This is a genomic window from Streptomyces sp. NPDC003247, assembly GCF_042888135.1.
Classification (GTDB): domain Bacteria; phylum Actinomycetota; class Actinomycetes; order Streptomycetales; family Streptomycetaceae; genus Streptomyces.
On record NZ_JBIAPF010000007.1, the window covers coordinates 497099 to 520507 of the forward strand.

General features: G+C 69.9%; 17 protein-coding genes, 1 tRNA gene and 1 pseudogene. 14 read left to right on the forward strand and 5 right to left on the reverse strand.

The window, feature by feature from the left end; translation table 11 throughout:
- Nucleotides 1-96: 96 nt before the first annotated feature.
- From ACFYWQ_RS25770 to ACFYWQ_RS25780, 3 genes are all read left to right on the forward strand, one after another.
- A complete protein-coding gene (locus tag ACFYWQ_RS25770; RefSeq protein WP_389519222.1) occupies nucleotides 97-861 on the forward strand; it encodes an IS5 family transposase in 765 nt (254 codons plus the stop codon).
- An 806-nt stretch (nucleotides 862-1667) separates the two neighbouring features.
- A complete protein-coding gene (locus tag ACFYWQ_RS25775) occupies nucleotides 1668-2114 on the forward strand; it encodes a hypothetical protein (protein ID WP_389519224.1) in 447 nt (148 codons plus the stop codon).
- 326 nt (nucleotides 2115-2440) lie between these two features.
- Nucleotides 2441-4291 carry a hypothetical protein gene (locus ACFYWQ_RS25780; RefSeq protein WP_389519226.1) on the forward strand — a complete coding sequence of 617 codons (1851 nt, stop codon included), beginning with the start codon at nucleotides 2441-2443 and terminating at the stop codon, nucleotides 4289-4291.
- A gap of 374 nt (nucleotides 4292-4665) precedes the next feature.
- Here the strand turns inward: ACFYWQ_RS25780 and ACFYWQ_RS25785 are convergent, their stop codons facing one another.
- Entirely contained in the window at nucleotides 4666-5763 is a 1098-nt protein-coding gene (locus ACFYWQ_RS25785) for a DUF1152 domain-containing protein (protein ID WP_389519228.1), read from the reverse strand.
- Nucleotides 5764-5849: 86 nt separating this feature from the next.
- On the opposite strand from ACFYWQ_RS25785, the gene ACFYWQ_RS25790 reads away from it, so the two are divergent.
- From ACFYWQ_RS25790 to ACFYWQ_RS25810, 5 genes and pseudogenes are all read left to right on the forward strand, one after another.
- A complete protein-coding gene (locus tag ACFYWQ_RS25790) occupies nucleotides 5850-6590 on the forward strand; it encodes a GntR family transcriptional regulator (RefSeq protein WP_389519230.1) in 741 nt (246 codons plus the stop codon).
- 277 nt (nucleotides 6591-6867) lie between these two features.
- A complete protein-coding gene (locus tag ACFYWQ_RS25795) occupies nucleotides 6868-7305 on the forward strand; it encodes an ATP-binding protein (protein WP_389519232.1) in 438 nt (145 codons plus the stop codon).
- Between the two features lie 87 nt (nucleotides 7306-7392).
- Nucleotides 7393-8121: a GntR family transcriptional regulator gene (locus ACFYWQ_RS25800; protein ID WP_389519234.1), complete on the forward strand. Its 729-nt coding sequence runs from the start codon at nucleotides 7393-7395 to the stop codon at nucleotides 8119-8121.
- Nucleotides 8122-8254: 133 nt separating this feature from the next.
- Nucleotides 8255-8605: a hypothetical protein gene (locus ACFYWQ_RS25805; protein ID WP_389519235.1), complete on the forward strand. Its 351-nt coding sequence runs from the start codon at nucleotides 8255-8257 to the stop codon at nucleotides 8603-8605.
- 5 nt (nucleotides 8606-8610) lie between these two features.
- Nucleotides 8611-9882 (forward strand): annotated as a pseudogene (locus tag ACFYWQ_RS25810) (FtsK/SpoIIIE domain-containing protein); the annotation flags it as partial.
- Between the two features lie 465 nt (nucleotides 9883-10347).
- Here the strand turns inward: ACFYWQ_RS25810 and ACFYWQ_RS25815 are convergent.
- Nucleotides 10348-10421: transfer RNA gene (locus ACFYWQ_RS25815), tRNA-Gly, on the reverse strand.
- Nucleotides 10422-10956: 535 nt separating this feature from the next.
- Between ACFYWQ_RS25815 and dcd the strand changes: the two genes are divergently transcribed.
- Together dcd and ACFYWQ_RS25825 are read left to right on the forward strand one after the other, a co-directional pair.
- Entirely contained in the window at nucleotides 10957-11532 is a 576-nt protein-coding gene (gene dcd, locus ACFYWQ_RS25820) for a dCTP deaminase (protein WP_389519237.1), read from the forward strand.
- Nucleotides 11529-12038: a phosphoribosyltransferase gene (locus ACFYWQ_RS25825; RefSeq protein WP_389519238.1), complete on the forward strand. Its 510-nt coding sequence runs from the start codon at nucleotides 11529-11531 to the stop codon at nucleotides 12036-12038. Before dcd ends, ACFYWQ_RS25825 begins: the two co-directional genes overlap by 4 nt.
- Nucleotides 12039-12059: 21 nt before the next feature.
- On the opposite strand, the gene ACFYWQ_RS25830 is transcribed toward ACFYWQ_RS25825, so the two are convergent.
- Nucleotides 12060-13496 (reverse strand): diacylglycerol kinase family protein, encoded by a 1437-nt coding sequence (locus ACFYWQ_RS25830; protein ID WP_389519239.1) that lies wholly within the window; start codon nucleotides 13494-13496, stop codon nucleotides 12060-12062.
- A gap of 452 nt (nucleotides 13497-13948) precedes the next feature.
- Between ACFYWQ_RS25830 and ACFYWQ_RS25835 the strand changes: the two genes are divergently transcribed.
- From ACFYWQ_RS25835 to ACFYWQ_RS25845, 3 genes are read left to right on the forward strand one after another with little or no spacing between them, the layout of a single operon-like run.
- On the forward strand, nucleotides 13949-15862 hold the full coding sequence (locus tag ACFYWQ_RS25835) for a glycoside hydrolase family 15 protein (protein WP_389519241.1): 1914 nt from the start codon (nucleotides 13949-13951) through the stop codon (nucleotides 15860-15862).
- Nucleotides 15846-17279 carry an MFS transporter gene (locus ACFYWQ_RS25840; RefSeq protein ID WP_389519243.1) on the forward strand — a complete coding sequence of 478 codons (1434 nt, stop codon included), beginning with the start codon at nucleotides 15846-15848 and terminating at the stop codon, nucleotides 17277-17279. The genes ACFYWQ_RS25835 and ACFYWQ_RS25840 overlap by 17 nt, the downstream gene beginning before the upstream one ends.
- Nucleotides 17280-17287: 8 nt before the next feature.
- Nucleotides 17288-18220, forward strand: a complete 933-nt coding sequence (locus ACFYWQ_RS25845) for a ribonuclease BN (RefSeq protein WP_389519245.1) — start codon at nucleotides 17288-17290, stop codon at nucleotides 18218-18220.
- A 98-nt stretch (nucleotides 18221-18318) separates the two neighbouring features.
- Here ACFYWQ_RS25845 and ACFYWQ_RS25850 read toward each other — a convergent pair whose 3' ends face one another.
- Nucleotides 18319-19371, reverse strand: a complete 1053-nt coding sequence (locus tag ACFYWQ_RS25850) for a Yip1 family protein (protein ID WP_389519247.1) — start codon at nucleotides 19369-19371, stop codon at nucleotides 18319-18321.
- Nucleotides 19372-19529: 158 nt separating this feature from the next.
- Nucleotides 19530-21821, reverse strand: a complete 2292-nt coding sequence (locus ACFYWQ_RS25855; protein ID WP_389519249.1) for a heterodisulfide reductase-related iron-sulfur binding cluster — start codon at nucleotides 21819-21821, stop codon at nucleotides 19530-19532.
- A 250-nt stretch (nucleotides 21822-22071) separates the two neighbouring features.
- On the opposite strand from ACFYWQ_RS25855, the gene ACFYWQ_RS25860 reads away from it, so the two are divergent.
- Entirely contained in the window at nucleotides 22072-23355 is a 1284-nt protein-coding gene (locus ACFYWQ_RS25860) for an undecaprenyl/decaprenyl-phosphate alpha-N-acetylglucosaminyl 1-phosphate transferase (protein WP_389519251.1), read from the forward strand.
- Nucleotides 23356-23409: the final 54 nt, after the last annotated feature.

Here is a 23409-nt window from a genome sequence, read left to right on the forward strand (position 1 = left end):
CCTGCCGTTGTGATCCAGCAGTTGGCGTGACAGGCGAGTGAAGCCCCTGGTAGACGGGTTCACGACCAAGATCACCCGATCCGCCAGAGGCTTCACGTGCTTGTCTACCCCTCCGGACTGGACCTGTCCAGCTCGCACCTTCGTTTCCTCGCTGCCCGCATCCGCGAACGACGTCGTGCGATCGGCAGCCGGTGGCGCCGGCTGAGCGCGGGCCGACAGGCCCTGCTCACCCTCGCCCATCTGCGCAACGCGCACCCCTACGCCCAGCTCGCCGCCGGGTTCGGCATCGGCACGACCACGGCATACCGCTACGTCACCGAAGCCGTCGACCTCCTCGCAGCCCTGGCACCTACGCTCGAACAAGCCCTCCGCGAAGCGTCAGCAAAGGCGTTCGTCCTGCTCGACGGCACCCTGCTGCCCATCGACCGGATCGCCGCCGACCGGCCGTTCTACTCGGGCAAACACAAGAAGCACGGCATGAACGTCCAGGTCCTCGCCGACCCGGCCGGACTCCTGCTGTGGGCTTCACCCGCCCTGGCCGGTGCCATCCACGACATCCGCGCCGCCCGCGAACACGGCATCCTCGAAGGCCTCGCCTCCGCAGGCATCTTGTGCTGGGCCGACAAGGGCTACCAGGGCGCCGGACCGGCTGTCCGCGTGCCGTTCCGAGGCCGATGGGAGAACCTGTCCGAAGGCCAGCAGGCCGTGAACCGCTCGCAGGCCAAGATCCGGGCCCTGGTCGAACCCGCCGTCGCGACCCTCAAGAACTGGCGGCTCCTGCGCAAGCTCCGGTGCAGCACCACCCGCATCACCAGCCTCGTCCAGGCCGTCCTCACCCTTCATCTCACCTGCTCAAACTGAGGTTGGAAAAGGCTCACTGTCCGGGTACGACGAAGGGCCAGCCTGGGAGGAAACCCCTCCTGAGCTGGCCCTTCGGCTTGTGCCCCGACAGGATTCGAGCCTGTGACACCCGCTTTAGTTAGGAGTTCGATCCAAGGTCGCTCCGGCTGCTGCCGTCGGCTGGTGCGGTGGCCGGACAGAGATGCTTGTGTACATCCCCGTCCGGCGTCGTTGATGTCAGCCGTGGATGTCAGACGCCTTCTGATCCGTAGCTCTATGTGGATCGGTCGGTGAGGGCATACCGGTCGCCTTACGGCTCCTCAAGGACGCTGCCGGACGAGGACGGTTGCTGTATTCCCCTGCTGTACTGCTTCCGGCCAGATCCTTATCAGGTCGATCACGGGACGTCTCTGGTGTCGGTCAAACGGCCGGAGTCGCCGACCGATGGTCTGCAGAGGTTCAGCGCCTATCGCCGCTGTCCGTGGGTGTTGGTGCCAGGAATCGGACAGGCAGACCACGACGCAGCACGCGCCGCGCACCAGTGCGACAAGGCAGCAGTTCGCCAGCGGTTGTGAGCCGCCTGTATGGGGTTCAGGATGGAGAAAGTGGCGGATTGAAAGCCAACGATGGTCGCAGTGCTCCCCGCACTGAGCGCTAGATCGCCGCGATGCCTGGGAGCCTCCACTCGATCAGTCCGGGGCCACAGGCGTTTCCGGGCAGCGACCCGAATTCCACAGGCCTGTGCAATACGGCACCCCATCTCTCAATTCGGGCTGTCTCCGGAGGCGTGGAGCAGAGCGGGACTGACGGCGAGAAGGAAGATCGTGATGCCAACCGACACTGAGCTCCTCAAGACCGACGACAAGCAGCTTGAGGAGCTCTTTCGCAAGATTCCGGCGGGTGAGATCCCCAAAGGCCCGATGGAGGGTCTAGCGATCTTGCCAGGGGCGGGGCTTTCGGGGGCGCGGTTGCTCGCCCGCCTGGTGCATCTGTTCTGGTGGCGGGGCAAAGTCTTCAGCCCCGACGGCTACCTCAGTAATCGACTCTTCCCGCTGGACATGCTGTCCATCGTTGCCATGGTCGGGCCGGGCCCCAGCCGTCTGGACGGCCAGGAGTGCATCGTCATCGATTACTCCAACACGTCGCTGGTGTTCGGGGGCGTGCGCGATGAGCTCCGCCAGGTCGACCCACACCTGTACTTGGGCCTGATCTGGCTGTCCAGCCGCAAGATCGGATGGTTCACGCTGCGCGACCCGAACAGCAGCAACGGATAGGAACCGATCGCGCCGAACCGGGGCGCTGTGATCACGACCGTACGAGGGCCGCTGTCGGGAGTCTCTCCGGGAAGTCGTGACATTCGGTTGATGGGTTAGACCCCGCCTGTGAGCGCAGGTTCTGACACGAGCCGACATGACGAAAGGCGCCGACCTTGCTTCCCTCGACCATTCACCCCCGCAGATCAGCACTCCGCGTTCGTCGCAGCGTTGGGAAAGCCAAGCCCCGCCGACCCCTTCCAGGCGCCGCTTTTGCCGCATCGGCCACCATGGCACTGGTCCTGACGGGGCTCCCCGCAACCACGCCTCCCGGCACGCCGGCCCCGTTGCACGGCACAGCCACCAGCGCTGGAAAGCCGCTGTCCCACGCCGACGTCACGCTCTTCGCCGGAGACCGGCAAGGCACTCGGGAACTGGGACACGCCACCACCGACGCCAACGGAACCTTCCAGATCCGGCCCAGCCAGCGCACGGGCTCGGTGCTGTACGTCGAAGCCGTACCCGCTGGCGGCCGGTCGTTGCGTCTGCGCTCCGTCGTGGGAGTCGGCCCCGGCGGTGGTGTGCCGCAGCGCTTCGAATCCGCTGTCACGGTCAACGAGTTCACCACCGTCGCCGCCACCTACGCACTGGCCCAGTTCACCGACCAGCGCGGCATCACTGGGCCTAGCCCCGGCCTGGAGAACGCCGCAGCCACGTCCTACAACCTCGCAGACCCGGCCTCAGGAAGGCCCGGCAAGGTCGTCACCGACCAGAACAACGGCACCAAGAACGACACTCTGGCCACCCTCGGCACCCTGGCCAACCTCGTCTCCCTCTGTGCGCCGGGAGCGGATACCGGGAGATGCCAGGACATGCTGCGCCTGGCAACACCGCAGCACGGGACCACTCCCGCCGACACGGCACAAGCAGTGCTCAACCTCACCCACAACCCGAGACTGGCCACCGGCAAGCTGTACGCCCTGGCAGGCCGGGCACATACCTACACCCCCGCGCTCACCTCGGCCCCGGAGGCCTGGGTCCTGGCCCTGCACTACACCGCCCCCGACGTCTACGCCCCCGGCCGGATGGCCATCGACGCCAAGGGAAACGTCTGGGCCTCCAACAACTGGCTGCCCGGAACGCGAAACCCCAGCCCCTACGTCACCGTGCAGGACCCGGTGGGCAACCCCACCCTGAACAGCCCCATCAGCGGCGGCGGCATGAAGGCAGGCGCCTGGGGCATCGCCATCGACCACGATGGCTCCGTATGGGTGCCCAGCTACGGCGGCGATGCCATGTCGAAGTACTCGTCGACCGGAAAGCCGTTGTCGCCCGGCACAGGATTCAAGAACGGCGACCTGAACCACCCCCAGGGCACCGCCGTGGACCAGAAGGGCAACATCTGGATCGCCAACTTCTACGGCCTGAAAGGCAACCGCGGCCAGGGAAGCGTGATCGTCTACCCACACGGTGACCCCTCAAAGGCGATCACCATCAAGGGCGGCGGCCTCGACCACCCGTTCTCCATCCAGATCGACGGCTACGGCCGGGCCTGGGTCAGCAACGCCCGCCTCAACGGGGCAAAACTCCTGGACACACGCGTACCCAAGGGCCACGTCGGCGGGAGCGTCACCGTGATTGGCCCCGACTTCAAGCCGACCTCGTTCTCCCCCATCAAGGACAACTCACTCGACTGGCCCCTCGCACTCGCCGTCGACTCCAAGAACAACGTCTGGGTGCCCAGCTTCGTCAGCAACTCAGTCACCAAAATCGGGCCGAGCGGAAAGATCACAGGCGAGTACAAACTGCCGACCACGATCGCACCCTGGTCCCTGGCCATCGACGGATCCGACCGCATATGGATCGCCGGTTTCGGCGCCCCCTCCGTCTCCGTCCTGTGCGGCGTGAATACCAGCGCCTGCCCGCCCGGCTCCTCCACCGGCTCCCTGCTGACGCCGCCCCACGGCTACCGCAGCAACTCCATCCAGCACCTCACCGCCATCCAGATCGACCAGTCCGGCAACGTCTGGCTGGCCAACAACTGGTCCAAACTCGTCCCACCCACCGGTGGCACCGGCCTGGTCGAACTCATCGGAGCCGCCACACCCGTCTGCACGCCCCTGACCCCGGTACCCGCACGCCCAGCAACGACCAGCTCAACCGCCTGCCCCGCCCAGACCAGCACGCAGCCCAGATGACAACGGCCCAGTAATACCGCTGTCGGGCGTGACAGGTCGGCGGAGCGATTTTGGCCTGGAGCTGCTTTGGCGCGAGTGATCATGGCCCCGTAAGCTTCCGGCGAGTCGGGCAGTCTGTGGACCTGCCCGGTGAAGCACGACGTTGGGGCCATGATCTTCGAGGCTCGCGCCAAAGTGGCTGCCTAAAATTGCGGAGCCGACCGCCCCAGCCACGACGTACCCCTTCTCTGGGGTCAGGCGGCTGATTGCTGTGCGCGGCACGGGCGCCGGCCGGGCTGGAGCGGGGCGGAGACAGGAGCGCAGGCCCGGCCGGGGGCCGGGCCGCGCGCGGGGAGCGGAGCGAGCCGCCTTGAACCCGTAAAGAAGGTTGTTACTCAGGTGGCGTTTGGGATGTGCCACAGTGGGGACGCGAACTGCTCCGGTCGGCTGTCGATGAGTAGTCGGCGCAGGTCATCGCGCTGTGAGCCGCTGAGGTTCAGCACCTCGGTGAGGCGGCGGAACGTCGTGTGGGTGACTCCGCGGCTTCGGGCGGCTGCCTCGAACTGGGCGAGCTGGGGTAGCACCGACTCGGCGTCGAGCTTGGTCGACCGCTGGTCCTTGAGCCAGAGAGCCTTGTTCCGCTCGTAGTCGATCTCGGAGAAGCCACAGATCTCGCGGCTCAGTGCCTCTGCCTCGTCCAGGGTGGTGGTCGACATAATGGCGCGAGTCAACTCGTTGCGGCCCACGGCCTCGTCCAGGTCAACCTCGTGGAGCGTCGGGCTCTCGTCGGTGAGGGGGATGGGCAGGCCGGCGTCTCGGACTTCGCATGTGCCGCGTACGCCTCGGGCTGCTGCCGCGAGCATGCCTGTTGCCTCTGAGGGGTGCCACTCCAAGACCTGGCTGATCGACTCCGTGTCCGTCGCGGTGAAGGTGTGGACGAGTGGGCCGAGTATGCCTCGCAGGTCCTCGTGCGACAGTTCGCCGTCCAGGCCGGGGCCTGCGATCAACAGGCGTACGGGTGCGTTCATCTGGCAGCACGCTGCCAGTGTCAGGGAGTCGGCGAGTGGGCTCTTTAGGGTGGGTTCGTCGCCTCGGGCCAGCACGTCGCCGCCGACGTCCAGGAGATCGATCGACATCGGCCTGAGGTGGGTGACCAGGTCTTCGAGCTGGCGTGTGACGCCCTCGGCGCCGTCCTTCGGGTCGATCAGGGCGAAGGTGTGTTGCGGGAGGTCTGCCGCCAGTCGGGGGAGTGTGGAACCTGCCGGCGCGATGGGGCGGGCTTCCGCCGGCACTCTCCAGACAGCGGGGGTGAGCGCTTCCAGGCCGGTGAAGTCGTCGGCTCCCCGGGGGCCCGGTAGCGGGTCGATCAGCAAGCGGTCCCATGCGTAGGTGAGGATCACCGCCTGGTCGTCGTCCCCGTACAGGGCGGCCTGAAGCATTGCGGCGGCGACAGCGTCGCCCCCTCCTCCTGCTGCGACGATCAACCGCGTCATGGGCCCAAGACTACGGGGTGGGGTCTTGACCATTCACCCTATAGTGGCTAGAGGCTATAGCCACTTGGGCGAGGAGGGGACAGGACATGCCTCAGATTGAGGAAGCTCAGCCGAAGTATCTCCAGATCGCGCACTTCATCCGCGATCAGATCCTTCGGGGTGACCTGAGGCCGGGGGACGAGGTTCCGTCGGAGCGGCAGTTGGCGGCTGACTGGAAGGTGTCCCGGCCGACCGCGGCGCGCTCGTTGGAGGCGCTGAGCCATCAGGGGCTCGTCGAGAAGCGCCAGGGGTCCGGTACCTACGTGCGAAGCCTTGAAGTCAACCGGCGGGCGCGCGAGTTGTACGGGCGGGCCCGGCAGACCGGGAAGATCTACACGCCCGGTGAGTACGCGGTGATCACGTCGGCGGGGTGGCTGGATGCGCCGGACCATGTCGCTGAGGCGCTGGGCCTGGTCAAGGACCGTCGGGCCGTGCACCGACGACGGGTGACCAACAATCAGGACGGTCCCATCACGCTCTCCACGTCGTGGTTCGCGCCGGACGTCGGGCAGCGGGCGCCCAAGCTCTTGGAGCCGGAACGGATCCAGGAAGGCACCCTTATGTATGTCGAGAACGTGACCGGCCGCAAGGGGAGTTACGCGGAAGACCGTATGTGTGCCCGGCAGGCAACCGACGAGGAGGCGGCAGACCTCCAGCTCGCGCCCGGAAGCGCGGTGCTGATCGTGCACCATGTCGTCTTCGACCTCCAGGACCGGCCGTTGGAGTTCGCCGAAGCCACGTACCCGCCGCACCGCTGGGCGTTCGAGCAGGGGTATCCGCTCACCTGAGGTGACGTCACTTCGGTGGAACGGCTTGCGCGCCGCGAGTGGCTAATGCCACTATCCAGAAAGTGGCTAAGGCCACTTGATCGGAAGGGGGCATGGCGTGACGAGTCAGCGGCTGGACCGGGGAGCGCACTTACCTTGCCGGGGCTGCCGGGGCCGTGGCTGGAAGCGAATCGGTCCCCGTGCGTCCCTTGCGCTCGCCACTGCTGCCGACCGCGACCGTGCCACATCGAAGCGGCGCTGCCTCGACTGCGACGGCAGCGGCAAGGAGTGGCCGCGGATGGCTTACAGGATCGACCGCTACCCCTCTGAGGACTCACCGCGGCTCGGGGCGATGACCCTGCATCCGACCGCCGAGTCCGTTCCGCGAGCCCGACGCTGGTTCCGGAAGTTCATCGCCCCCTACAACCCCGCCTGCTCCGTCGACGAGTGCGTGCTGATGATCTCGGAGCTGGTGACCAACGCCATCCGCTACGGGCAGGCCGACGACCCCTGGAACGTGCGGGTCGAGTGGTTCCGTGAGGGCGCCTCGCTGCGGGTCGAGGTGCACAACCCGGGCTTCCCGGCGAACGTCCGACTGCGACACCCGGACGCCAACGACGCACACGGGCGCGGGCTGCTGCTGGTCGACTCGATCGCCGAGTCCTGGCACTCCGGCCCCAGCCGCTTCGGCGGGACGGTGGTCTCCTTCGTGGTCGCCTGCGCCTGGCCGTCGTGAGGGCGGCACCCCGGTACTGCGCCGGCGGATTCGTCGCTAGTCTGGTTGACCGGTTGACTTGGCCAATCTCGACGGGCGGCGGTTTTCATGGCGTATGAAGTGGAGGCGCCGAAGTACGTGCGCCTCGCCCAGACGATTCAGCGTCGCATCGAGGACGGCACGTACGCGCCCGGCACTCGCGTGCCCAGTGAGAACCAGCTGGTGCAGTCCTTCGGGATGTCCCGCCCGACCGTCGTCCGGGCGCTGGAGCTGCTGAAGCGTGACGGCTGGTTGGAGTCCCGGCAGGGGTACGGCACGATCGTGCGCGGGCGTCCCGCGGGGGCTGAACAGAAAGACCGTCGGGGGAGCGAAGCGCTCGCGCGCGACGAGTCTCGTGCCTCGGGGCGGCTCGTCGACGTCGGTCACGTCTCCGTTCCGGCGCGCGTCGCCTCCGTGCTCGGGCTGCCGAAGCGCGCGAAGGTTCTGATGCGCCGGTTCCTGGTCGAGGAAGACGGCGAACCCGTCGAGCTTGTCTCGTCGTACTTCCCCGCCGGCCTCGTCGAGGGCACCGAGCTGGAGAGTGCCGCGCCTCTGAGTGGTGGGACCCGTGCGCACCTGGAAGCGCGGAAGAAGGTCCGCTTCGACCACGTGACGGAACGGGTCTCGGCTCGGTTGCCCGAACGGGATGAAGCAGAGCTTTTGGAGCTTCCGGACGGCGTGCCCGTCCTCAGCGTCCTGGTCGTCGCGTGTGACGCCTCCGGGCAGGCGCTGCAAGTCTCCGACGTGCTGCTTCCTGCCGATCGGCAGGAGCTGGAAGACACGTACCGGCTGAACTGAGCTCGGCTGGGGGGCAGTTGCCTGCCACTTCCCCCGGTTCTCACTTGACAAGTCAACCTGTCGTCTCTATCTTCGAACTTGCTAAGTCAACTTGTCGGGTGGCGAGTTGATCGGCTCAGAAGGAGAAACCTCTGTGCGTGTGATCCGCATTGACGCCTCGACCGCGACGATCCTGCTCACCGAAGCGCCGGCGCCGAAGGTGCGCGACCGGCAGACCGGTGAGATCGCCAAGGACGCCGTGAGCGGTGAGGCGCTGATGACCATCGGCGTGGTCTACATCGACGAGGGCGACTCGTCGCTGATCCAGGTCACCATCCCGGAGAGCGGTGTGACGGACGGCCTGGCCGTCGGTTCCCCGGTCTCCCTGCCGGGGCTCGTCGCCCGGCCCTGGGAGAGCGTGTTCAACGGCCAGCAGCGGCACGGCATCGCCTACCGCGCCACGGCCGTCATGCCCGGCACGTTCCAGATGGCGCAGGCGGGCTGATCGACGTGCCCGACCTGGTGACGTTGGCCGAGCTGGGCGCACCGCTCGCCATGATCGGCGGCGCGGCCTACGCCCGGCACGCCCATCCGACGGCGTACTGGTCCACGGTCGGGCTGCCGCTCTCGGTGGCCCGGCTGCTGGCCTCGTACTCCTCGACCATGGACGCCTGCGGGCTGACCGTCGAGTCGTCCCGCTGGCGGGCCCTGGCCGTCCGCGCCACCACCCGGCGGGAGGTACGGCCGGTTCCTCCGCGTCGCGGACTCATCCGGCCCACCTCGACCGGTCTCCGGGTCCGGCTACGGCTCGCCCCCGGTCAGGAACCCGCGGATGTGGCTGCCTCAGCTGAACGGCTGCGGCACGCTTGGGGCGTTCACGCCGTGTACGTACGGGACGTCAAGCCCGGTGTCGTCGAACTCCGGCTCGTCGGCTACGACGTCTTACGCAAGGTTCGGATGCCTCGCCGCGTCGACAACGGGCTTCTCCGGGTGCCGGTGGCGCTGCGGGAGGACGCGACCGCGTTCGTCCGCGACTACCGCGCCGTACCGCATGAACTCGTCCTCGGCGCCACGCTGTCCGGCAAGTCCATGTACCTCCGGCACCTCATCGCCGGCCTCGCGGCCCAACCCGTCGCCCTGGTCGGCATCGACTGCAAGCGTGGTGTCGAACTGGCGCCCTTCGCCTCGCGGCTGTCCGCGCTGGCGACCGACCCGGACGAAGCGGCCGAGCTGCTGCCGGTCCTGGTCAAGGAAATGGAGGACCGATACGACCTGATCAAGGCCCGACAAGGCATCGCACCCGGCACCCCGCACGAAGAGATCACGTCCGACGTCTGGGGGCTGCCGAAGAGTGAACGCCCGGCTCCCATCGTGCTGTTCGTCGACGAGGTGGCCGAACTCTTCCTCGTCGCCACCCGCAAGGACGAGGAACGGCGGGACGAGATGGTCACCCACCTCATCCGGCTCGCCCAGCTCGGCCGTGCGGCCGGCATCTACCTCGAAGTGTGCGGGCAGCGCTTCGGCGCCGAACTCGGCAAGGGCGCGACCATGCTGCGGGCCCAGCTCACCGGCCGTGTCAGCCACCGCGTCAACGACGAAGCCTCCGCCAAGATGGCGCTCGGTGACATCGCGCCCGAAGCGGTCTACGCGGCCTGCTCCATCGCACACGAATTGCCGGGCCTGGCCGTCGTCGGCGACACCTCCGGCGGCTGGTCCCGCATCCGCACTCCGTATCTGTCCCTCGCCGAAGCCGCGGCCACCTGCCGTGAGTCGGCACACCTCGTCGAGGCCTGGTTCGCCGAGAAGGGGCCTGACGGCCTGGTCTTCGTCGGTGAGAAGGGCGCGCCCTTCCGGCGCACCTCCTTCGGCCGGAAATGGCGCCGGGCCCGCGCGGCCGTCGGCCTCCCGGACGGCTTCCGCTTCTACGACCTTCGTCACACCGGCCACACGCTCTCGACCCGCTCAGGCGCCACCCTCAAGGACACGATGGTGCGCGCCGGCCAGTCCTCCGAGAAGGCCGCGCTGATCTATCAGCACTCGGACGACGAGCGGCAGCGGGACGTGGCGGCCGGGCTCGACGACATGGTCCGGGCCGAGCGTGCGAAGCACCACACCGACGACCGTGTGCACCACAAGCAGAAGGCCACCGGCAGCTAGCAGCGCCCTTATGGTGCGAATGTGGTGCGCTCCTCACCCAGCGGTCTAGACAACAAACAACCCCCGGGTCGATGACCTGGGGGTTTGTCGTGGAGCGGGTGACGAGAATCGAACTCGCGCTCTCAGCTTGGGAAGCTGATGTTCTACCATTAAACTACACCCGCGTAAGACGCCAGCCAGTCGGCCCGTCGGTTGTGCCGAGCCGGTGTCTGATCGCCTCGTCACTGTACCTCATGCCAGGCCCCCGGCGCTGAAGCCGTGGGGCCTGAGTCTGTTTCAGGGGAGGGATCCGGGTGCGGGTGGCCGGAGTTGGGGCGTACGGTGGGGGCGTTGGAGAGGGTCCGGGTGAGGTCGGAGTGCCGCCTGGAGGGCCATCCCGAACGTCCCGTAATGTGGCGTTTGTCGTCACGGCATCCCGCCAGATGTGACGCCGGCTCTTGGGGAAGGGACTCTAGGACTTGATGGAGCGCACCGTCGTCCGTTGTGCCGATGGGCACGTGTTCAGTACCGCTTCGTTCCCGATGCAGAAGGCCGAGCGACTCGGCCCCGGGCGGCTCGTCCGGTGTCCTCGCTGTGCGCGGTTGCGCAGCGCGGTGCCGGTGACCCTCGAGAAGCGGTAGGACACAGCGAGGCACACAGCCTGGCGCGCGGAGTCGTCCTGATTGTGGCGGGTCCGCGCGCCTTGCGTATCCTCGGGGCGTGCTTCTCTCAGACAAGGACATCCGGGCCGAGATCGACGCCGGGCGGGTGCGGATCGATCCCTACGACGAATCCATGGTGCAGCCGTCGAGCATCGACGTACGTCTCGACCGTTTCTTCCGGGTGTTCGAGAACCACCGGTACCCCCACATCGACCCGTCCGTCGAGCAGGCCGACCTGACGCGGCTCGTGGAGCCGGAGGGCGACGAACCGTTCATCCTCCACCCCGGTGAGTTCGTCCTCGCCTCGACGTACGAGGTGATCACGCTTCCCGACGATCTCGCCTCCCGCCTGGAGGGCAAGTCCTCGCTCGGGCGGCTCGGGCTCGTCACCCACTCCACCGCCGGGTTCATCGACCCCGGCTTCTCCGGGCACGTGACGCTGGAGCTGTCCAACCTCGCGACCCTGCCCATCAAGCTCTGGCCCGGTATGAAGATCGGGCAGCTGTGCATGTTCCGGCTCAGCTCGCCGGCCCAGCACCCGTACGGCAGCGAGCGCTACGGCTCCCGCTACCAGGGCCAGCGCGGGCCGACCGCCTCCCGGTCCTTCCTCAATTTCCACCGGACCCAGGTATGAGCGACGTACGCGAGAACCTCAGCTACGAGCGGTTCGGCACCGCCGTCCGCGAGCTCGCCCAGACCATCGCCGACGACGGGTACGAGCCCGACATCGTGCTCTCCATCGCCCGCGGCGGTGTCTTCGTCGCCGGTGGGCTCGCCTACGCCCTCGACTGCAAGAACATCCACCTGGTGAACGTCGAGTTCTACACCGGCGTCGGGACCACGCTCGAGATGCCCGTCATGCTCGCGCCCGTCCCCAACGTCATCGACTTCTCCGACAAGAAGGTCCTGATCACCGACGACGTCGCCGACACCGGCAAGACGCTCAAGCTGGTGCGCGACTTCTGCCTCGACGCCGTCGCCGAGGTGCGCACCGCCGTGATCTACGAGAAGTCGCACTCGCTCGTGAAGTGCGAGTACGTGTGGAAGCGGACCGACGACTGGATCAACTTCCCGTGGAGCGTCCTGCCGCCGGTGCGGAAGCCCGGGGAAGCGGCCAAGCCGAACAAGGAAGCCCTCTGACCTGCCGTGCGCGGCTGATTCTCAGCGCGGGCGCGGCAGGGGCCGGATGCCGTCGGCGGTGAATCCGGCGGTGAATCGGGCGCTGAATCCGGAGGGGCATCCGGAGGTGTATCCGGAGGCGTGGATTGTGGCTGGCGACGGCACACCGAGACGCCGTGCCTCCGCGTCCGTGTCCCGAGTCCGGCGGGGAGACAGGCGGCCCAGCGCCAGGTCCGCCACGCGCGGCCAGTCGGCCGCCGAGCCGCTCGCCCGTGCCGTACGCGGGCGGCGGCGTGGCACGCGGACCCGGAGGGCCCCGGGGGCGCTGCGGCACACGACGGGTGCCGGGAGGACGACGTGTTCGCCGTCGATGCCGACCGGGAGGGTGTCCGTGTCCGCTTCGACGACGACCTCCCCGGCGCTGAGCCGGATGAGCCCCTCGGAGTGCCGGCCGGAGCGCGGACCGCGCACCATGCGCGCCGCCTGAACGGCGTTGGAGACCCGCACGCACACCACGCCGAGCAGCCCCGAGTCCAGCCGTTCCCTGCGCCCCGGTCGGGACGCGTCGACGGCGCGTCCGTAGGGGTTGTTGCTGACGAGCAGCGCCTGGAGCCCGTCGGTGCGGGTGCGGCCGACGCGCATCCGCAGCCCGGGCGCTTCCTCTCCGGTGAGGAGACCGGGGAGCGTCCGCAGGGCCGTGTGCGCCTTCGCGTTCCGGTACGCGGGGTCGGCGACGACGGCCGCGTACGTTCCGAACGAGGCGTTGTTGACGAAGACCCGGTCCGCCGCGTAACCGAGGTCGACGCGGAGTTCGACGCCGTCGGTCACGGCCTCTAGGGCCGCCGCGGGGTCGTCGCGGTCGAGGCCGAGATCGAGGGCGAAGTGGTTGCGGGTGCCCGCGGGAACCACCAGGAACGGCAGGTCGTGGTGGGCCGCGACCTCGGCCACCAGAGCCTGGGTGCCGTCGCCCCCCGCCACCGCCAGGAGGTCGGCTCCCTCGGACACGGCCTGCCGGGCCAGCGCGGTGACGTCCTGGCCGTGCTCGAGCAGGACCACTCGGCAGCCGGCCGCCCGGGCCTTCTCCACCAGGTGGAAGCGGCCCACCTTGCCGCCGCCGGAGCGCGGATTCATGAGGACCCAGGGGTGACGGGGCGCCTCGGCGGTTCCCTCGGAGGCGGTGGGGCCGGGCCCTGGAGCCAGTGCGGTGCGCGCCGTCGCGACGGCCAGCAGCCACAGCGCCACGGACAGGCAGGCCACCCACAGCATGCCGGACAGGGCGTACAGGACGAGGACGGCGACCGGGGCGGTCACCGCCAGGGCCGTCCCCAGGGCACGGAGCACACCGGTGTGCGCCAGGGCCCACCACACGCCGACGGCGGTGAGCGCCAGTCCGGCGATACCGGCCGCCACCCACAGCACGCTCCGCAGCAGACCGGCGGCGACGAGCGGGACCAGCGCGCTCGCCAGCAGCGCCAGCACGGCGAGGCGAGCCCGTCCGGGGCTGCCCTCACGGGGCCGTCCGGCACCGGCCCCACGTGGAGGTTCAGCCCTTCCCTCTCCCAATCCGCTCACCGCTCTTCTTCGCTCTTCTTCACGACCGTCGCGATCACCACGCCACGACCATCCCGATCACCGCGCGCTGTCCCGTTTCCGTTCCGGAACCCACCTCGTCAGCGTGCGCACACCGACGATCGGCCGGCCTCACCCGACCTGGGTGAATGTGCGGGCCACGGGATGCCCCCGCCGTCGCGCGTCCGGCGCCGGCACGCAGGTTTCACCCACCGTGGGTGAGGCGACGGCCACGGCACTGCCGAACGCTGAGCGTGGACAGGCCGCTGGCGTGCCCGACGTGCCCGAAGTGCGCCCGTCCGTACCGCCGCAGCGCGTCGGAACCCGCGTCGGAACCCGCGTCGGAACCACCGAGGAGAGTTGTGAACCGCTACCCGCCCATCGCGGAACACGGCATGGTCGGCGATCTCCAGACCGTCGCCCTGGTGTCGTCCGACGGAACCGTCGACTGGTGGTGCACGCCCCGCTTCGACTCGCCCAGCGTCTTCGCCTCGCTCCTGGACAGCGAGCGCGGAGGGCACTGCCGGCTGGCCGCGGAGTTCCCGGACGGCGACGGCATGACCGTACGGCAGTTGTACCTGTCCGACACGGCGATCCTGGTCACCCGGTTCATGGCGCCCGGCGGAGTCGGTGAGGTGGCCGACTTCATGGTCCCCGTCGACTCCGCGGCCCCCACGGACGCGCACCGGCTGGTGAGGGTCGCACGGGTCGTCCGGGGCAGCCTGCCGTTCGCGCTCACCTGCCGGCCCCGGTTCGACTACGGCCGCGCCCCGCACACGCTCTCGCGGACGGGCGATCACTCCGCGCTCTTCCGCGGCCCGGGGACGGACCTGCATCTGCGGTCCACCGCCGGCGTCGTCCTCCGCGCGGACGGCAACGACATCGGCGCCCGCTTCACCCTGACCGCCGGCCAGGTGGCCGCGGTGGTGCTGACCAGCACGGCAGGGGGCGGACCCGCCCCGGCCCCGCCCTCCCTCGAAGGCATCGCGGACGCGCTGGAGACCTGCCGTACCTTCTGGCTGTCGTGGCTGCGTCCGTGCACCTACCGGGGGCGCTGGCAGGACGTCGTCAACCGCTCGGCGATCACGCTCAAGCTGCTCACGTACGCCCCCACCGGCGCGCCCGTCGCCGCCGCCACGATGGGGCTGCCCGAGCAGATCGGCGGCGAGCGCAACTGGGACTACCGCTACACGTGGGTCCGCGACGCGTCGCTGTCCGTGAGGGCGTTGATCGATCTCGGCTTCCACGAGGAGGCGCACGCGTTCCGCCGCTGGCTGCGCGAGCGCATCGAGGCCGAGGACGGTACCTCGGCGGACCCCTTGCAGATCATGTACCGCGTCGACGGCGATCCCCACCTGACCGAGGAGACCCTCGCCCACCTGGAGGGCTACCGGGGGTCCCGTCCGGTGCGGGCGGGCAACGCGGCGGCCGACCAGCTCCAGCTCGACATCTACGGCGAGGCGTCGGACGCCCTGATCGTGGGCGGTGACATCGGTGCGATCCGCGGCTGGCACGCGCTGAGCGACGTCCTGGACTGGCTCGCCGAGCACTGGGACCAGCCCGACGAGGGGATCTGGGAGACCCGAGGCGGCCGTCAGGACTTCACGTACAGTCGGCTGATGACGTGGGTGGCGTTCGACCGCGGTGTCCGCGCGGCCACCGAATTCTCCCGCCCCGCCGACGTCGCGCGCTGGACCGGTGTGCGGGACACGGTCTTCCGCCAGATCGTCGAACGCGGCTGGCACGATGGGCGGCAGGCCTTCGTGCAGCACTACGACACCGACGTCCTGGACGCCTCGCTCCTGCTCATGCCGAAGGTCGGCTTCGTCTCGCCGCACGATCCGGACTGGCTCAGCACCCTGGACGCCATGGACGAGGAACTGGTCAGCGACAGCCTCGTCTACCGCTACGACCCCAAGGCGTCCCCCGACGGCCTGCGCGGCTCGGAGGGCACCTTCAACCTGTGCAGCTTCTTCTACGTCGAGGCGCTCGCCCGCAGCGGCCGGCTCAACCAGGCCCGCCACGCCTTCGACAAGATGCTCACCTACGCCAACCACGTCGGCCTGTTCGCCGAGGAGATCGGGCCCTCGGGGGAGCAACTGGGGAACTTCCCCCAGGCGTTCACCCACCTCGCCCTGATCACGGCGGCCATGGCGCTCGACGAGGAGCTGGAGAAGGCGCAGACCGGGCCGCGGCACGGCGACCACGAGCATCCGGTGACCTACGGCCTCACGGTGCCCGAGGAGGAGACGAGCCGGGGTGACGCAGGTGGCTGAGACGGCCGGCACCACACGACCGACGGGACAGCGACGCGTGCTCGCCGCCCTCGCCCTCGCCCAGTTCATCTGCAGCTTCGCCGGCTCCAACATGAACGTGATGATCAACGACATCAGCGAGGACCTGGACACCACCGTCCAGGGCGTCCAGGTGGCGATCACGGTCTTCCTGCTGGTGATGGCGGCCCTGATGATCCCCGGAGGCAAGCTGACCGACCGCTACGGCCGCAAACGCTGCTTCCTGACCGGTCTCGTCGTCTACGCGGTCGGCGCCCTGCTGAGCGCGGCCGCCCCGGGGCTCGGGGTCCTGATCCTCGGCAACTCGATCCTCGAAGGCATCGGCACCGCACTGCTCATCCCGCCCGTCTACATCCTCACCACCCTCCTCCACCCGGATGTCACCTCGCGCGCCCGGGCGTTCGGGGTCGTGATGGCGCTCGGCGGTGTCGGGGCCGCCGCGGGGCCGCTGATCGGCGGACTCATCACCACCGCGATCAGCTGGCGCGCGGCCTTCGTGTTCCAGGCCCTGGTGATCGCGGTGATCGTCGTCCTCAGCCGCCGGATCGACGACCCGCTGCCCCCCGATCCGACCCGTTCGTTCGACACCGGCGGAGCGGTCCTCTCGGCCGTCGGCCTCGTCCTCGTCGTCATGGGCATCCTGGCCACGGACGACAGCATCCCGCTCATGGCCGTCCTGCTGGTCCTGGGCGCGCTCGTGCTGTGGTGGTTCTTCCGCTCCGCCCGCGCCAAGGAGGCTTCCGGCCGGGAGCCGCTGCTGTCACCGAGCCTGTTCCGCAACCGCACCTCCGACCTCGGACTGGTCACCCAGAACGTCCAGTGGCTGCTGCTCATGGGCACGTCGTTCACGGTGGCGGCCTACCTGCAAGTGGTGCGCGGCTACGACGCCATCCGGACCGGCGTCATCTTCACGGCGGCCACCCTGGGCCTGCTGGTGTCGTCCCTGGCCGCCGAGCGGCTGGCCCGCCGGCACGCGCAGCGGACGCTCGTCATGACCGGCTTCGCCGTCGCCGTCGCCGGAGTGATCGTTCTGGTCGCCCTGGCCGGGACGTTCTCCACGGCGTGGGCGTTCGTCCCCGGACTCCTGCTCACGGGACTCGGCCTGGGCGTCATGCTGACCCCGTCGGTCAACGTCGTCCAGTCCAGCTTCCCCGAGGAACAGCAGGGGGAGATCTCGGGCCTGTCCCGCAGTGTGTCGAACCTCGGCTCGTCCTTCGGGACGGCCATCGCCGGCACCATCCTCGTCGCGGGCCTCACCACCGGCGCCTACGCCGCCGCGATGATCACCCTCGGCGTCATCGGCCTCGGCGGCCTGGCCGCGGCGGCGCTCCTTCCCCGCGCGGCGGGACCCGGACCGCCCGGCCGCCGCCGTGTGCGGCCCCACGCCGGAACGGGGTGACCGGTCGTATGACCGACCGCGGCGGCCCGCACGGCAGACGGGGTGACCTCCTCCACCGGGGCGTCCACTGGGGCGTCCACCGGAGCGCCCACCGGAGCGCCCACCGGAGCGCCCACCGGGGCGCGTGGCGGGGCGTCCACTGGGGCGCGTGGCGGCAGGGCACCGTCCGTCGTGTCCGGGGCAGCCAGGCGGGCACGCTGTGGAGCCGGCTCTCCACGGTGGACTTCCTCGGGAACTCCTTCCAGCTCGCCGCGCTCTCCCTGCTGTGCTTCTTCCCGTTCCTCATCGTCGTGACGGCCGCGACCGGCCGGGACGCCGCCACCGCCCTCGTCGGCTGGCTCGGGCTGCACGGGCAGGCGGCGCAGGCCGTGGCCTCCCTCTTCCCGGCGGGCGAGGCCTCGGGCGGCGTCACCGCGGCGAGTGCCTGTCTGCTGGTCGTCGGCGCCGTCGCCGTCGCCGGCACCTTGCAGAGCTGGTACCGCAAGCTCTTCGACATCGCCCCCGGTGGGTGGCGGGACGTCGCGGCGCGGATCGGCTGGCTCGCCGCGCTCCTCCTCTACAGCGCCGTGCAGGCCCTGGCCGGCCGTGTGCTCGGCGGGAGCGAGCCGGTCCTCCAGGCACTGGTCGGCTTCGCGACGGCCACCTGCTTCTGGTGGGGCAGCATGTACGTCCTCCTCGCGGGGGCGGTCCGCCCGCGCACGCTCCGGCCGCCGGCCGTCGCCACCGCCCTGTGCTGGACGGGCCTGGGGGTGTTCTCCGCGCACTACTTCTCCGAGCTGATCGTGGAGAACAGCCAGCGGTACGGCCCCATCGGGGTCGTCATGGTGATCCTGTCGTGGGTGATCGCGGTGGGGGTGGTCATCCACCTCGGCGCCGTGATCGGCTGCCTGTACCTGGAGCAGCGTTCCGGGCGGAGCGGGCCGCGCGGGGCACCCCGTTGACGCCTGCTTCCGGCCCCACGGACGGGCCGGGGCCTCCCGATCCTCGGTGGATCGGGAGGCCCCGGCCGTACTTTCAGTGAGCGGGTCCGCGGGCGGCCCTAGAACGTGCCCAGCTTCACGATCGACAGCAGGGCGACCAGCTGGATCGCGGACGCGCCCAGCGCCTTCGGCCACGGCAGGTCGTGGGAGCGGCTGACCATGATGGTCAGCAGGGCGCCGGCCGCCACCCAGGTCGCCCAGCCGAGGATCTGGACGAACGACGCGTCGCCGCCGAGGAACATGGCCACGATCAGCCGCGGGGCGTCGGTGAGCGACATGATCAGCATGGAGAGGCCGACCGTGGGCTGCCAGGCGCCGTCGCCGCCGAGCTGGCGGGCCAGGGTGTGGGTGACGACGCCGAGGACGAAGGAGCTCAGCACCATCGCGACGGCCGTCGTCAGGACTATCGGGATCGCGTTGGAGAGCGTCGCGTTGATCGCGTCCTCGCGCGCGGTGTCGAAGCCGAAGACGGCGAGCAGGCCGTAGAGGAACGTCACGATGAGGGCGGGGCCCCACAGCGTGTAGTCCCGCATCTGGAGGAACGTCCGGCTGGGCGACAGGACGACGCCCTTCAGCAGTTCCTTCCAGGGCAGGCGCGGGCCGACCGGGCCGGCCGGGGCCGCCGCGGCGCCGGCGTGGTACGTCTCGCCCCGGCTGTACTGCTGGTGGTCGTCGATCGAGAACGCCTGGGTGTGCCCGGGGTTGTTCGCGGCGTACGGGTCCGGGGTGCCCGGCCCGGCGCCGTACGACGACGGGTCGTCGCCGCCGAAGTACTCCGGCTCGCCGCCCTGGCCGCCGTAGCCGCCGCCGTGCGCGGAGGGCCACTGGCCGCCCGCTCCGCCGCCGGTCGAGCCGTACGGGGGCTGCTGGCCGCCGCGGTACTGCGGCCGCTGCTGCGGGTACGGCTGCTGCGCCGGCGGGTAGCCGTACGACGGCCCCTGGGGCGCCTGCTGCCCGTACGGAGGGTCTTGGGGTCGCGCTTGCGGGGCGCGGCCGTCCCGGCCGCCACGTCCGATCCTGAATCCAGCCACGTCAACGAACGTACCTGGTCCCGGAGAGTGACGTGCCGGGCCCTGCCCACCGGAGGCGGCTTTGCGGCCGACCTGTGACATCCCCTAAGGGACACCCGGAGTCCGGAGCCTCCCCCAGGGGGACCCGAAGCCCGGAGCCGCACACGCCGACGCCCCCTGTCCGCGTCCGGCGGAACAGGGGGCGTCGGTGGGGCTCGGCGGGCTCGGCGGGGTGCGGAGGTGCCGGGTGCCCGTGGTGGTCACTTGACCGGCTGGGGCTCCGGCTCGCTCTCCGTCTCGGACGTGCCCGCGGGGGGCTCGTCGTCGACGGGCGTCTTGACGGACTCCAGCAGGAGCTGGGCGACGTCCACGACCTGGATGGACTCCTTGGCCTTGCCCTCGTTCTTCTTGCCGTTGACCGAGTCGGTCAGCATGACGAGGCAGAAGGGGCAGGCGGTGGAGACGATGTCGGGGTCGAGGGAGAGGGCCTCGTCGACGCGCTCGTTGTTGATGCGCTTGCCGATCCGCTCCTCCATCCACATCCGGGCGCCGCCGGCGCCGCAGCAGAAGCCGCGCTCCTTGTGGCGGTGCATCTCCTCGTTCCGCAGGCCCGGGACGTTGGCGATGATCTCGCGCGGAGGCGTGTAGATCTTGTTGTGGCGGCCCAGGTAGCAGGGGTCGTGGTAGGTGATGATGCCCTCGACCGGGGTCACCGGGATCAGCTTGCCCTCGTCGACGAGGTGCTGGAGCAGCTGGGTGTGGTGGATGACCTCGTAGTCGCCGCCGAGCTGCGGGTACTCGTTGCCGAGGGTGTTGAGGCAGTGCGGGCAGGTGGCGACGATCTTCTTCGCCGACTTCGGCTTCCTCGACTCCTCGGTGACCTTGCCGTCGTCGTCCGTCTCCTCGCCGAACGCCATGTTCAGCGCCATGACGTTCTCCATGCCGAGCTCCTGGAAGAGGGGCTCGTTGCCGAGGCGGCGGGCGGAGTCACCGGTGCACTTCTCGTCGCCGCCCATGATCGCGAACTTGACGCCCGCGATGTGGAGGAGTTCGGCGAACGCCTTCGTGGTCTTCTTGGCGCGGTCCTCCAGGGCTCCGGCGCAGCCGACCCAGTACAGGTACTCGACCTCGGAGAGGTCCTCGATGTCCTTGCCGACGACCGGGACCTCGAAGTCGACCTCCTTGGTCCACTCCAGGCGCTGCTTCTTCGCCAGGCCCCAGGGGTTGCCCTTCTTCTCCAGGTTCTTGAGCATCGTGCCCGCCTCGGACGGGAACGACGACTCGATCATGACCTGGTAGCGGCGCATGTCGACGATGTGGTCGACGTGCTCGATGTCGACCGGGCACTGCTCGACGCAGGCGCCGCAGGTGGTGCAGGACCACAGGACGTCCGGGTCGATGACGCCGTTGTCGTCGGCGGTGCCGATCAGCGGGCGCTCGGCCTCGGCGAGGGCGGCGGCGGGCACGTCCTCGAGCTGCTCCTCGGAGGCCTTCTCCTCGCCCTCCATGGTCTTGCCGCCGCCGGCCAGCAGGTAGGGGGCCTTGGCGTGCGCGTGGTCGCGCAGGGACATGATCAGGAGCTTGGGGGAGAGCGGCTTGCCGGTGTTCCAGGCGGGGCACTGCGACTGGCAGCGGCCGCACTCGGTGCAGGTGGAGAAGTCCAGCAGGCCCTTCCAGGAGAACTGCTCGACCTGGGAGACGCCGAAGACGTCGTCGTCGCCGGGGTCGGTGAAGTCGATCGGCTTGCCGCCGGACGTCATCGGCAGCAGCGCGCCCAGCGAGGTCTCACCGGTGGCGTTGCGCTTGAACCAGATGTTCGGGAACGCCAGGAAGCGGTGCCAGGCCACGCCCATGTTGGTGTTGAGCGAGACCACGATCATCCAGATGAACGAGGTGCCGATCTTCACCATCGCGGTGAAGTAGACCAGGTTCTGGAGGGTGGTGACGCCCAGTCCCTTGAAGGCCAGGACCAGCGGGTACGAGGCGAAGTACGCGGCCTCGTAGTGCTCCACGTGGTGGATCGCGCCCTCCAGGCCGCGCAGCACGTAGATGGCGAGGCCGATGGTGAGGATGACGTACTCGACGAAGTACGCCTGGCCGGCCTTGGAGCCCGCGAAGCGGGACTTGCGGCCCGGGCGGGAGGGCAGGTTCAGCAGGCGGATGGCGATGAGCACGGCGATGCCGAGGATCGTCATCACGCCGATGAACTCGATGTAGAGCTCGAACGGCAGGAAGCCGCCGATGACCGGCAGTGTCCAGTCGGCCTGGAAGAGCTGGCCGAAGGCCTGCGCCAGGGTCGGCGGCAGCGTCAGGAAGCCGATGGCCACGAACCAGTGGGCGACGCCGACGATGCCCCACCGGTTCATGCGCGTGTGGCCGAGGAACTCGCGGACCAGTGTCACGCTGCGCTGGTAGGGGTTGTCGGTCCGGGTGCCCGCCGGGACCGGCTGGCCCAGCTTGAAGTACCGGACGAACTGGCCGATGGCTCGGGCGAGCAGGGCGACGCCGACCACGGTCAGGGCCAGCGACACGATGATCGCGGCGAGTTGCATGGGGGCTCCTCGGGCCTGCGAGGGGGATACGGCGGGGACGTGTCGTGCGGCGCGTGCGCGGGGTGCGCGGCGCGCCTCGGAACAGGTACCCGAAATTACTAAGCGGTAACTTATGTAGTCCGTCTGAGACTACCCCCATCTCCCGTCGCACTGTAGTCGGGCGGCGGGTGATCTGGGTCGCTGAGGGTCACCTCAGAATCAGACCGTGTTATTCATGCCAAATTGGTACATTCATGACTAATTTATATCCGTGCTCTACGGGATCGCCGCCGCCACCGCCGCCCTGCTCCTCACCGCCTTCCTCGCCGCGCTGCTGCGCGGGCCCGCCCTGCGCGTCGGACTGGTCGACCAGCGGCAGCGGCAGCGGCGGCGGCGGGTGGCGCTGTCGGGCGGCGTGGCCGTCGTCCTGACGACGTGCCTCGTCGCGACCGCCGGGGACTGGACGGGGGCCGCCCCGCTCGGCGAGGGCATGGGGGCGCTGCTCGTCGCGGGCGGCGGGGTCGCGGCGCTCGGGCTGGTCGTGGACCTGTGGCGGCTGAAGGCCCGGTTCGTGGTGGCGGGTACGGCGGTCGCGGCGGCCTTCGTGGTGCCCTACGGCGACACCGGCGTCGTCGCCGGAGTGGCGGCCGTCGGCTGGATCGCCTGCGTCGCGCTCGCCTTCCGGGCCCTGGACCACGCCGACGGGGTCGCCGGGACCGTGGGGGTCGTCACCGCCTTCGGCGTGGGGGCGTGCGCGGCGGCCGAGATGATGGACGGCCTCGCCGTGCTGCTGAGCGTGCTCGCCGCCGCCCTGACCGGGTTCCTGATGCACAACTGGCCTCCCGCGCGCGTGGCGCTCGGCGGCTGCGGCGCGCTCTTCACCGGCTTCCTGCTCGCGGCGGCGGCCGTCTCCGCGCGCGCGGGCCAGGACGCCGTGGCCGGCGCGGGCGTGCTGTTCGCGCTCACCGCGGTCGCCGCCGCCGACGTCGTCCTCGTCCTGCTGGCCCGGCGCACGGCCGGGCGCCCGCTGCTGCGGCGCGGGCCCGACCACCTGGCCCACCGGCTGCGGCGGCTCGGCCTCACCCCGCAGGGGGTGACGGTCCTGCTCGGCGTCGCGGCCTTCGCGGGGGTGCTCGTCGGGGCCCTGGTGCACGCAGGCTGGGCGGACGCGCAGGCCGTGCTGTGGGTGGCGGGCGCCGTCCTGGCCGTCGTCCTCGGGCTGTGGCGGGTGCCGGTGTACGCCCGGCCGCCGGGAGAGGGCGGCGGCGCGGCGCGGCGGCCGGGGGAGGGGGGCGTGGTGCGGCGCCCTGGCGAAGGCGGTGTGGTGCGGCGCCCCGGGGAAGCGGGCGCGCGGCGGTCCGGGGAGGGGGCCGGGCCGGGGCGGCGCCAGGAGGAGGGTGCCGTGCGGGCCCGTGCCCGTGCCCGGCGGCCCTCCGTCTCCGCGGTGCAGCCCCCTCGGCGGTCGGCCGAGTCACCCGCGCGATCACCCGCGCGAGCGTCTCGCCATACGGTGTCACCGCAGGTCAGCGAGGTGTTGCGCGTAAGGAACGGATAAGAGTTGAGTCGGTGTGACTCAGGTCTGTTGACCGGGCGCCGGGTGTCGTGCACA

Coding starts and splice junctions, on each gene's coding strand:
- ACFYWQ_RS25795 (WP_389519232.1), top strand. CDS start 6,868: ATGGCTTACAGGATCGACCGCTACCCCTCTGAGGACTCACCGCGGCTC.
- ACFYWQ_RS25790 (WP_389519230.1), top strand. CDS start 5,850: ATGCCTCAGATTGAGGAAGCTCAGCCGAAGTATCTCCAGATCGCGCAC.
- ACFYWQ_RS25800 (WP_389519234.1), top strand. CDS start 7,393: ATGGCGTATGAAGTGGAGGCGCCGAAGTACGTGCGCCTCGCCCAGACG.
- ACFYWQ_RS25850 (WP_389519247.1), bottom strand. CDS start 19,371: ATGTCACAGGTCGGCCGCAAAGCCGCCTCCGGTGGGCAGGGCCCGGCA.
- ACFYWQ_RS25775 (WP_389519224.1), top strand. CDS start 1,668: ATGCCAACCGACACTGAGCTCCTCAAGACCGACGACAAGCAGCTTGAG.
- ACFYWQ_RS25825 (WP_389519238.1), top strand. CDS start 11,529: ATGAGCGACGTACGCGAGAACCTCAGCTACGAGCGGTTCGGCACCGCC.
- ACFYWQ_RS25845 (WP_389519245.1), top strand. CDS start 17,288: ATGACCGACCGCGGCGGCCCGCACGGCAGACGGGGTGACCTCCTCCAC.
- ACFYWQ_RS25855 (WP_389519249.1), bottom strand. CDS start 21,821: ATGCAACTCGCCGCGATCATCGTGTCGCTGGCCCTGACCGTGGTCGGC.
- ACFYWQ_RS25785 (WP_389519228.1), bottom strand. CDS start 5,763: ATGACGCGGTTGATCGTCGCAGCAGGAGGAGGGGGCGACGCTGTCGCC.